The following is a 10,146-nucleotide window of genomic DNA, read 5'->3' as shown; positions in this document are numbered from 1 at the left end:
TTAAAGAACCTGCAACGGGTTCACGGATGCCGTCGATGTCAACGGGAGGAGCAGCGATAAATGCGATGATGAAGCAAGTGGTAGCTGCTAACAAGGTGGGGATCATTAATACACCGAACCAGCCGATGTAAAGGCGGTTGTTGGTGCTTGTGATAAATTCACAAAAACGATCCCATACGTTGGCGCTTTGGCGCTGTTGAATGGCGGTTGTCATGTTCTTATGATTGCGTTTTATGTATGTATGTTTTGGTAGGTGTTTCTACCTGATGAATTTATAGTAGGTCAAATATTTCGATTTGTAAAGGGGTTTTCGTAATATTTTTTAAAATTTTTCTCACAGGATCAGAAAACCTAGATATAGTAAGGGTTACAGGCTTTATATTTTTGTAAACTTCTTCTCTGGATTGTAAAAATGCTGTTATCTAGTGCCAAGGTAGTCACTTATAGTCCTGCATATACTCTTGTTCCTACTTACGAATGTTTTAATAGATGTAGTTATTGTAATTTTCGTGTTGAACCAGGTTCACGTCCTTGGATGACGCTAGAACAAGCAGAGAATATTTTATTACCTTTAAAAAATCAAAATATCTGTGAAATACTCATTCTCAGCGGTGAAGTTCATCCTTTTTCATCCAGACGTGAAGCTTGGTTTCAGCTTATTTATGATTTATGTACTTTAGCTTTATCAATGGGATTTTTACCCCATACCAATGCCGGACCACTGAGTTTTGCGGAAATGGAAAAGCTGAAAAATGTTAATGTTTCGATGGGGTTAATGTTGGAACAGTTGACACCCCAGTTATTAAATACTGTTCATCGTCATGCACCGAGTAAATTACCTCAAGTGCGTTTACAACAATTACAATGGGCGGGAGAGTTGCAAATTCCCTTTACAACTGGATTATTATTGGGAATAGGAGAAAGTGAAGATGATCGCTGGGAAACTTTAACAGCTATTTCTGAGTTGCATCAACGCTATCAACATATACAAGAAGTTATTTTGCAACCTCACAGTCCGGGAAGTCAGCAAACCTTTAACGCAGAAGCTTTTGATCCTCATCAACTACCGCATGTGATCAGGAAAGCACGGGAAATTTTACCTGCAGACATTACAGTACAAATTCCCCCTAATTTACTGCAAGATGACAATTGGTTATTAGCGTGTTTGGATGCAGGTGCAAGAGATTTGGGCGGAATAGGTCCCAAAGATGAAGTTAACCCAGATTATCCTCATTTACAGATACAGAGATTAAGAGAAATTTTACACTCTGGGGGCTGGGAGTTAGTAACCAGGTTGCCTGTTTATCCTCAGTTTCTAAGAAATAGGTAATTAGGGTTTGCTGAATAAACATGAAAATATTACAGGTCAAGGATTTTAGGCAATTTGAAATTGAAAAAGTGTATATCACAGCCTTTTGCTAGTGCATGAAGTATAAAAGAAGAGTAAAAAAAGCAATGCACCAACAAGGTTTTACTATTATCTGTGTAGGCTGAATTTAGCCTGGTACTGCTAGTAGCAAAAAAATTTTTTCCAACGTATTAATCCCAAGTGAAATTGGGGAATGCTGAAACATAGGAAATAGTAACCTCATCCCAGCGGTTACACAACTTACAATATGCAGCAAGTATCAAGGTAGCAGTAGCAATGATAGAGCCTGAAAACAAACTATTTGCCCCCAATGATGGTTGGAATGGTTTAGACGCAAAAGAAGAACAACGCATCAGAGTATTGTTAGACTTGGGTTTACGGCAACCAGAAACAATTCCGGTATTTGAAGAAGCTACTCAAACAGCTGCTCACTTTTTGGCAGCAGAAATTTCTATTTTGGGATTTATGGACCAAGAAGTTCACTGGTTCAAATCATCAGTGGGTTTATCAAGATTAGGTCTCATGAATGATCTAGCACAAAAACGTCAATTATTACGACGGGATTCTTTTTGCTCTCAGGTGGTAGAAAATTCTCAAATATTAGTTATTAATGATACAAAATCAGTAATAAATACACCAATATCTACCAGTAAGTTAGTCCAAAAATATGGCATCCGTTCCTACTTGGGAGCGCCATTAATTGATGCTTCGGGATACTGCTTGGGTGCATTGGCAGTCATGAATCGTCAACCACGCAATTTTACAGATCGAGAAATTGAGTTTTTGCAAATCATCGCTCGTTGGTGCATGAGTGAATTTGAACGCAACCGATTGTTGCAAGGTCAATTCCAAAAAAGCACTATTACAAGTATTCCCAGTACAAGTATTCCTAGCTTGCCATTCCCAGAAGAACAGGCAATTGACTGGGAAATCGCACCACCCATTCTAGAAAATGTTTCTAATTCTACTCAGCATCTGAAACTAGAACTCTTAGGCCAACTAACTCAAGAATTGCGTACACCCTTAACATCCGTACTGGGGATGGCTGGTGTTCTGGCACGTGAAATTTATGGGCCTTTAACAACAAAGCAGCGAGAATATCTAGAGATTATCCAACACAGTGGACGCTACTTACTGTCTTTAGTCAATGAAATTACCGAACTAGGAACATTAAGTGATAATTCTAATGTGCTGAACTTAGCTCCTGTAGATATTGAAATGCTGTGTCAACAAGCTATCAACACTCTATCAGAAGTGGCTGTCCGTCGGAATCAAGAAATTCGCTTGTCTATAGAACCAGGACACAATCGCATTTGGCCTTTAGATAAAGATAAGGTGCGACAAATTTTGTATAACCTGTTGTTTAGCATTATTCAACTTTCTACTACAGGTAGTATTGTTCGTGTTCATATTTCTTATAAAGAAAATACGCTCTGTATTACTATTTGGGTTTCCCATCCCTGGTTAGGAGTAGGAGATGGAAACGGTGAAATTGACTCTTATTTACGTCTTGATTCTTTGTCCATATCAGAAATCTTGGGTGAGTCTGAAAAGTATGATTCTGATTTAGAAAATAAGAAGAATGCCCCAGGAAATTGGGAAAAGTCAGCAAATTTGATTGAGCAACAGTTAGGAATCCTGGTTGATAGCTCAGATAAGGATTTAGGTAATACTTCTGTGAATCTGTCTCGTGAAAAACTAGGTTTGTTACTCAGCTGTCAGCTGGCAGAACTACATGGTGGACAAATTTCCATTCAAGGTTCTCCAGAATCAGGATATCGCTATGTAATTTCTTTGCCACTGCCAACGACTAATTCCGCTAAATAGTGATTGGTGATTGGTGATTGGTGATTGGTGATTGGTGATTGGTCACAGGTGACAGGTTACAGGTGACAGGTTACAGGTTACAGGTTACAGGTTACAGGTGACAGGTTACAGGTGACAGGTGACAGGTTACAGGTGACAGGTGACAGGTTACAGGTTACAGGTTACAGGTTACAGGTTACAGGTTACAGTAATAAATTTACCAATTACCAATTACCAATTACCAATTACCAATTACCAATTACCAATTACCCATTACCAATTACCCATTACCAATTACCAATCACCGGATTATGATTAAGGCTAAGTTCTACAATTAGGTGCTAGTTGATCACAACCTTGTTTATGAATTTAGTCTGGCAAAGATTGACTTTATCCTCTGTACCGCTCAGAGAATATTTGGATACTAGTTACCTGCATCGGTTGATGGTGGGTATTTTACGTCCTTGGCGACAAACCAGTATTTTAATGCAGTGGGGAGATACGATAGCGGCTGTTCTACTTAGTCTTATCTATGCTCTTGCACCTTTTGTTTCTAGTACCCTAATCGGTTTGCTGCTTGTAGCTGGCGTGGGGTTCTGGGTGCTATTGACTGTATCTGATGATACAAGTCTGACAAATGCCGCTTCGGTTACGCCTATTCATCTGCTAGTGTTGCTCTATTGGTTTATTGCTGTGGCGGCTACAGCTTTATCACCAGTGAAAAAGGCCGCGTTGAGTGATTTGGTAACCTTAACACTCTATTTATTGCTCTTTGTTCTATGCGCTAGAGTTCTGAGAATTTCCCGTTTGCGAACTTGGCTAATTACTCTTTACTTACATATATCTCTGATTGTCAGTGTATATGGAATTCGGCAATGGTTTTTTGGCGCTAAAGCATTGGCTACTTGGGTTGATCCAGAGTCAAGTTTGGCTAAGACAACCAGGGTTTACAGTTATTTAGGTAATCCTAACTTATTGGCTGGATATCTAATACCAGCAGTGGTTTTAAGTTTGGTGGCTATTTTTGCTTGGCAAGGTTGGATTAGGAAAGCTTTAGCACTAACAATGTTTGTTGTCAATACAGCCTGTTTGGTTCTTACTTTTAGTCGTGGGGGCTGGATTGGTTTGGTGGTGGGGCTTTTGGCTGCAATGGCATTGTTGGTTTATTGGTGGAGTGTGGAAATGCCACCTTTTTGGCGCACTTGGTCATTGCCAATTATTGTAGGGGGTTTGATTGGGGTATTGGTGTTGGCGGTGATTTTTGTTGAACCTGTACGGTTGCGAGTTTTTAGTATTTTTGCTGATCGTCAAGATAGTAGTAATAATTTCCGTCGCAATGTCTGGGATGCTGTTTTTGAAATGATCCGCGATCGCCCCATTATTGGTATCGGTCCTGGTCACAATTCTTTCAATAAAGTTTATCCTCTTTACCAACGTCCCCGTTATACTGCTTTGAGTGCCTATTCAATTTTCCTGGAGACGGCTGTAGAAACAGGTTTTTTGGGTTTAGCTTGTTTTCTTTGGTTAATAATTGTCATCTTGAATACGGCATTTATGCAAATGCGCCGTTTCCTAAACTTGAGAAGTAAAGATGGATTTTGGTTAATTGGGGCGATCGCTACTTTGTTAGGTATGCTTGCTCATGGCACGGTAGATACCGTCTGGTATCGTCCTGAAGTCAATACTCTTTGGTGGTTAATGGCTGCTTTAGTCGCCAGCTATTGGACTGCTATATAAAACCACTGACATTGCTAGACTTTACTTTCTACTTCAATGGGAGCATGGGAGCAGTTATCCGTGGTGTAGACTTTCACGCCTTAGTATAGGTAATCCTTGCTATACCAGCGTGTTTAGCCATTAATATTTCCTGGGTTTTGTTTACAGCGATTTTCAGGTAAATGAACCACATTTTTTAATCTCACGCAAAGACGCAAAGGCGCAAAGGAAGAAAGGAAGATAACAAGAAGGATGTGGTACAAATACATGAAAACTGCTGTAATTTGAGTTTTATTTTCATGGAAAAAAGCATTGCTCGACATCAATACTGTATCTCTTTGTTGTCTAGGTCTGACACATCTTGTATGGGTGTGTCAATAGCATTCTTGAGGTGATCCTTAATTTCTTTGGACCAATATATCTATTCCTCCGATTAGCCAAATCAATCTGCGGTATATTTGGCTAATAATTTTTCATTGCTCGTTGAATATCACGTTGATCTTGCCGGCGTTTGAGGCTTTCCCGCTTATCGTGAATTTTCTTACCTTTACATAAACCGATGCTGACTTTTACCCAGCCGCGTTTCAGATACATTTTCAACGGCACTAAGGTTAAACCCTGCTGTTCTACTTTACCAATTAGCTTGCGGAGTTCTTGCCGATGCAGTAGCAACTTACGAGTGCGACGCGGTTCATGATTAAAATATTGTCCACTAGAGGTATAGGGAGAAATATGTACATTTATTAACCATGCTTCACCATTGCGAATTAACGCATAGCCATCCTGGAGATTTGCTTTACCAGCCCGTATTGATTTTACCTCTGTACCTGCCAACTGTATTCCCGCTTCGTAGGTTTCTAGGATTTCATACAAATAACGAGCTTGGCGATTGTCGCTAATTACTTTATAACCTTCGTTTTTGTCACTCATTGAAAATCTGCTTTATGTTAAATATTGCTTAGTTGCTTTACTTCGTTGTTTAAAACATTTGTAATTTGAATAATGAATTTCGACTAATTGAATTTTACATTATATTTTCTATTTAATTTAATCTACTACTATAACATTATTAAAATTTGAAATAACATTAAATTTTATGAACACTTCCTAAGCATATAATAACAAAATATTGAGTAAGAAAAATGCTAGGGGTGTACTGTCCATGCCCTTGAAGATCCTTGTAGTGGATGACGACCTCGGCACTCGTCTGTCTATTGGTGATTATCTTGAACTGTCTGGCTATTCGGTGATCATGGCTGATGACGGTCAAGAGGCTTTGTCTATGGTGGAAAAGAACCATCCTGATTTAATGGTGACAGATATTGTCATGCCAAGGATGAACGGCTATGAACTGGTGCGTCGGGTGCGTCAACAACCTGAGTTTAGGTTGTTACCTGTAATTTTGTTAACAGCCCGAACCAAAACCCAAGAAAGAATTCTTGGTTATCAATCAGGATGTGATTTATACTTGCCTAAGCCTTTTGAACTAGAAGAGTTAGCCGCAGCTATTCGTAATTTACTAGAGCGATCGCAAATCATTCAATCAGAATACCGCTTTTCTCATCAAGAAAGTTTAGATGGGTCTAACCTGATAAAATCAATACACGGACAAAATCATTTATCGACACCAATTGTCAATTCTCAGTTGTTATTATCATTAACTACAAGAGAGCAGGAAGTCTTAGAACTATTGACTCACGGTTTGTCTAACGCCGAAATGGGTAATCAACTACACCTGAGTCCGCGCACAGTTGAAAAATACGTCAGCAGTTTATTGAGAAAAACAGAAACCAGTAATCGCGCAGAACTGGTGCGGTTTGCCATTAAGCATGGTCTTGTAGAGTAGGTCACCAGTCACCAGTCACCAGTTCCTGATCACATATTCTAGCAGACCTGAACAAGCATCCATAAGGAGGTCTATCACCTGATTAAATCCCTCTTGTCCGCCATAATAGGGATCTGGAACTTCTTTGAGATCGTGTTGAGAGCAAAAATCACACATCAAACGGACTTTATGGTGATATTCTCCAGAACGGTCAACAGCGAGAATATCTTGATAGTTATCCTTATCCATTGCCAAAATTAAATCAAACTCTTGAAAGTCTGATTTTTGAAACTGACGAGCTTGACCACGTAGTTTAATTCCCATCTTAGCAGATGCAGCAGCACTCATGCGGCGGTCAGGTGGACTACCAATGTGATAACTAGAAGTACCAGCAGAATCACAGTAAATTTTATCGCTCAGACCAGCTTGGTCAATCAGATAATTCATAATATTTTCTGCCGAGGGCGATCGGCAAATATTACCCAGGCAGACAAATAGTAACTTGTAAGACATTTTTCGGGGTTAATCCTTTTAGGGAAATGATGTAATCGACTATGTAATAAACTATGATCAAATAGCCCAATAAGTCAAGATTTATATTTAAATAAACATCCCACAATCTGGACAAATAAAGGTATTTTGATGATTTTTATTAATACAGCGGATTCCTTGGTCATGAGATACATTATAGCCCCCTCATTGCTGGCGGAGATGGGATTTTGTCAATAAAGCTTTATATCCCACATTCCCTAAAAAGTGCAGTCATAGAAATGGGATTGCGAAAATCTGCTAGGTTGGTTTTAACTCCCCAATAAATTCAACATTGTTGGGGTGAAGGTGCAGGTTCTCAAGGATGGGAGAAAATCAGAACATACCTAATTTATGACTTGGAAGATACGAAATTAATTGCTGATAAATGAGTTACTTATTACCAAGAATTAACAAAGGTTATTCGTTTTGGTGATTTTCCTGAAGAATTATACTAATGATGAGGGCGATCGCATAAGGTAATGGAAGGGGCGATCGCCTTTCCTGAGTAAGCCTGAGTGATGCGTGAATGGCTAAAAATAAGGTTAGAATCACGGATTAAATAGATTAAAGGATTTCACGGATTTTAGTTGTCTATGACTGTAACAGATAACCTAATCCGCGCCATCTGTGTAATCCGTTTAATCCGCGTTCAACCCTTTTATTATCTCCATTTCTTCATCACTCAACCCATACAGTCGCGCTACTATCTCATCTATTTCTTGTTCCCATTGTTGGCAGTTTTGACCCTTTGCTTCTAGACATTTCTGGACTAGGGTTTCTATTGCTTTTTGTTCTGCTTCGGTGGCGGTGGGGATAGGGATTTGAGAAACATACATCGGTTTAAATTCTAAAAACCCTCCTTGTCTTACTGCTGCATTTTGAGAAACTATGTATTGGGTAATTTGAGAGTTAAAAATTGCTAATAAATATTTTTCATTTTTTGAAATAATTAAATTTGCAGGAGCAGATAAATAAAAATCTTCTAAGGCTATAGCAAATTGAGGAGAAATTGCCAAGTTTCCCCAAACTATTTTAGGCTGTTCAAAGTCTTGCCAATATTTACACGATCGCAACTCCCAAAAGAATTTACCTTGATCCGATCTAGTGGTTAATTGATTTCTAAATTGTTCAAAATGTTTATGAATCGCAGGATAAGTTTTAGCAAATACTTTTTCAGCTTCTTTTTCTGCTTGATTTGACCAAGAATGAGTTTTATTTTCTGAAGATTCAATCTTGATTAAATACAAATCTTGATAATCAACATACCATCTTTTAACATCACGACCACGAAGTAAAGGCTTAATCACTTCAGCAGATGATGGATGTTCAGCAATTAATTTATCTCTTGTTTCTCGATCAATTACAAAAGCCTCATTAAAACCTGTCAAAATACCACGATAAAATTTACCGTTTACATATTCTCCCAAAGGCTTACCCGCATTTCTTAACTTTGCTAATAAATCTAAAACCTGTGTATTTTCTAATCGCCAACCATCGGCTTTAAGTGCAGATTGTGGCATTAAGAAATTTTGAGAATGGAAGACTTGGGCAAATTCGGATAGGTTTTGAGATTTGTCCCATGTGAGGGAGAGAATGCCCTCATCCCCCCTGCCCCCTTCTCCCTGGGGAGAAAGGGGAGTAAGAGTCTTGCCCCCCTCTCCTCTAGGGAGAGGGGCTGGGGGTGAGGGTTTTTCCTTGCTAAATAAAATAATGCTGGGATAAGCAATAGCTGTAAAAACATCCGTATCACCAAAATCAATAAGCTGCTTAATGGTTGTATTTTTGCCCAGAAAATCGCGCAACTTTTCGCCATAACCGGAACGAAAATATTTATTAGAACAGATATAACTCAATACGCCGCCAGTTTTTAATAATTGATAACCACGCTCAAAGAAATAAACAAACAAGTCAGCAACACCTGTAAAACATTGAAAATTTTGCTTAAATACAGGTTTTAACTCTTTAATCTGTTCCTGTCTCACATAGGGCGGATTACCAATACAAATATCAAAACCATCATTAATACCAAACATCCACTCAGGATCAAAAAAGTCTGCGGAAGCATTTTGATCATAAGGTTTCCATGATTGTAATGACTCCACATTTGGCGACTTATTGCGCCGCAAAATCTCACCAATTTCTTGACATAAAAGCTCATCTTCCTGGCGTTTCTTCCGCTTGGTTTCCAAACTTTTAGCAAAGAAATGATCCCGTCGTAACCGTTCCAATCGCTTTTGTTTGGCTTGAATTTCTTGGGTATCAAAAACTGATAATTGCTGCACTTTGGCAACTCCAATTAATGAATTTGCGGCTACAAATTTCGTTTCTAAGTTCGGTAAAGGTAAAATTCCTCGATTTATTTCATCTTGATCTTCTTGTTGATCAATAATTAAAGAGATAAAAAATCTTAACTTAGCAATTTGCACAGCGATCGCCTGAATATCTACCCCATAAATACAATTTTGAATCAAAAACAACTTACGTCCATAGTCTAACCCATTACGCGCAAATGCCCGTTCTAAATTCTCTTTTTGTGCTTCCAGATTAGTTAATGTATCTGTCCGTGTTTTTTCATCCTCAATATCTTCTGCATCAATAATTAATTGATTGAGGCGATCAATTTGTCTCTGTTTCCAATTTAGATTACGCGGATCGAGTTTTGCCAAAATATGTACCATTTTCTGTAAAATTCCCATCGGAAAAGCACCTGAACCACAGGCCGGATCAAGAATCTTACAATTATCAATGGCCTCAATTAAACGCTTTACTTCTGATTCTGTAAACTGGTGTGGTTCATCGGTATGGGAAAGTAAGTGGCGAAGTTTGCCCTCATCCCCCCAGCCCCCTTCTCCCTGGGGAGAAGGGGGGGTAAGAATGGAAGGGGGGGTAAGAGTGGAAG

General features: G+C 38.9%; 10 protein-coding genes and 1 pseudogene. 5 read left to right on the top strand and 6 right to left on the bottom strand.

Annotated elements, in window-relative coordinates; translation table 11 throughout:
- A pseudogene (locus IQ237_RS25400) lies at positions 1–214 on the bottom strand (photosystem II q(b) protein); the annotation flags it as partial.
- Positions 215–412: 198 nt separating this feature from the next.
- On the opposite strand from IQ237_RS25400, the gene cofG reads away from it, so the two are divergent.
- The 4 genes from cofG (at position 413) to IQ237_RS25380 (ending at position 4,912) form a co-directional block, all read left to right on the top strand.
- Complete coding sequence (gene cofG, locus IQ237_RS25395; RefSeq protein WP_194060022.1) at positions 413–1,330, top strand: 7,8-didemethyl-8-hydroxy-5-deazariboflavin synthase subunit CofG; 918 nt, start codon at positions 413–415, stop codon at positions 1,328–1,330.
- Between the two features lie 315 nt (positions 1,331–1,645).
- The gene (locus tag IQ237_RS25390) at positions 1,646–3,196 is read left to right on the top strand and encodes a GAF domain-containing sensor histidine kinase (protein ID WP_194060021.1); all 1,551 of its coding nucleotides are present in this window, start codon (positions 1,646–1,648) and stop codon (positions 3,194–3,196) included.
- Between the two features lie 111 nt (positions 3,197–3,307).
- A complete protein-coding gene (locus tag IQ237_RS25385) occupies positions 3,308–3,490 on the top strand; it encodes an alpha/beta hydrolase (RefSeq protein ID WP_228020707.1) in 183 nt (60 codons plus the stop codon).
- 48 nt (positions 3,491–3,538) lie between these two features.
- The gene (locus tag IQ237_RS25380) at positions 3,539–4,912 is read left to right on the top strand and encodes an IctB family putative bicarbonate transporter (RefSeq protein ID WP_194060020.1); all 1,374 of its coding nucleotides are present in this window, start codon (positions 3,539–3,541) and stop codon (positions 4,910–4,912) included.
- A 73-nt stretch (positions 4,913–4,985) separates the two neighbouring features.
- Here IQ237_RS25380 and IQ237_RS27095 read toward each other — a convergent pair whose 3' ends face one another.
- Both IQ237_RS27095 and smpB read right to left on the bottom strand, forming a co-directional pair.
- Positions 4,986–5,084 carry a helix-turn-helix domain-containing protein gene (locus IQ237_RS27095; protein WP_367890303.1) on the bottom strand — a complete coding sequence of 33 codons (99 nt, stop codon included), beginning with the start codon at positions 5,082–5,084 and terminating at the stop codon, positions 4,986–4,988.
- Positions 5,085–5,353: 269 nt separating this feature from the next.
- On the bottom strand, positions 5,354–5,821 hold the full coding sequence (gene smpB / locus IQ237_RS25375; RefSeq protein ID WP_096569128.1) for an SsrA-binding protein SmpB: 468 nt from the start codon (positions 5,819–5,821) through the stop codon (positions 5,354–5,356).
- A 232-nt stretch (positions 5,822–6,053) separates the two neighbouring features.
- Between smpB and IQ237_RS25370 the strand changes: the two genes are divergently transcribed.
- Positions 6,054–6,737, top strand: coding sequence for a response regulator transcription factor (locus IQ237_RS25370; protein ID WP_194060019.1), 684 nt, complete (start codon positions 6,054–6,056; stop codon positions 6,735–6,737).
- A 15-nt stretch (positions 6,738–6,752) separates the two neighbouring features.
- Here IQ237_RS25370 and IQ237_RS25365 read toward each other — a convergent pair whose 3' ends face one another.
- From IQ237_RS25365 to IQ237_RS25360, 3 genes are all read right to left on the bottom strand, one after another.
- Positions 6,753–7,229: a low molecular weight protein-tyrosine-phosphatase gene (locus tag IQ237_RS25365; protein WP_194060018.1), complete on the bottom strand. Its 477-nt coding sequence runs from the start codon at positions 7,227–7,229 to the stop codon at positions 6,753–6,755.
- 435 nt (positions 7,230–7,664) lie between these two features.
- Positions 7,665–7,799 carry a hypothetical protein gene (locus IQ237_RS26780; protein ID WP_255512703.1) on the bottom strand — a complete coding sequence of 45 codons (135 nt, stop codon included), beginning with the start codon at positions 7,797–7,799 and terminating at the stop codon, positions 7,665–7,667.
- 86 nt (positions 7,800–7,885) lie between these two features.
- Positions 7,886–10,146, bottom strand: a 2,261-nt coding sequence (locus IQ237_RS25360; protein WP_194060017.1) for an Eco57I restriction-modification methylase domain-containing protein, incomplete at its 5' end; no start/stop codon positions are given.

Origin of the sequence: Sphaerospermopsis sp. LEGE 08334 (assembly GCF_015207205.1) — a bacterium.
GTDB lineage: Bacteria > Cyanobacteriota > Cyanobacteriia > Cyanobacteriales > Nostocaceae > Sphaerospermopsis.
Note: the sequence above shows the minus strand (reverse complement) of the source record. Positions and strands in the feature narration are given on the sequence as shown.